Below are 638 nucleotides of genomic sequence, written 5' to 3' on the forward strand. Positions count from 1 at the left end.
TCGAATGGACGTTTTACCTTCGCCCCGGGCTTACCTTCCATAATGGCAACCCAATCGATGCCGACACGGTGGTGAGTTTGTTTGCCAAATTGAGCTCACTAGAATACTACGAGAAAGAACTCGCGCATGTGGCGAACGTGACTGCGCCAAACCCTCTCAAAGTGGTGTTTACACTTAACCGACCTGACTTGGGTTTTGCTGGGCTTATTTCTGGCGTGAAATATGGCATTCAGCCCGTGAGTCAGGTGAACGTTGCGAACAACAAGTTGGTGGTGGGGAGTGGGCCATTTTCCGTCGTTGAACACAGTGAAAACCGTTTGAAACTGCAAGCGTTTGATGGCTATTACGCGTGTCGAGTACTAACGGATTTGGTGACGATCTGGATCGTCAACGATGAAAAGATGGAGAACCCATCGCTCGCTGCGAATACTCTGCAACCACAGCCAGTCCTTGTTGATGACATGTGCGGTCACTACATGTCGACACCGAACAGTGAAACGTCCCCAGCGAGCAAACGCAGTCGAACTGAAGACGGTTGTTTGTTCGCACTGTTTAACCATCATGCGAAGCACGCTTTGTCTCAGGCTCAGCGCCGATACATCAGTGATTTGATTCGACCGGAGCAGTTAGCCGAAGTG

Annotated in this window: 1 protein-coding gene; it reads left to right on the top strand. The window is 50.5% G+C overall.

Features of this window, described 5'->3' with window-relative positions:
* On the top strand, positions 1-638 hold a 638-nt coding region (locus R7Q09_RS26425), incomplete at both ends, for an ABC transporter substrate-binding protein (protein WP_318143976.1).

Source organism: Vibrio sp. 2130-1, assembly GCF_033339515.1.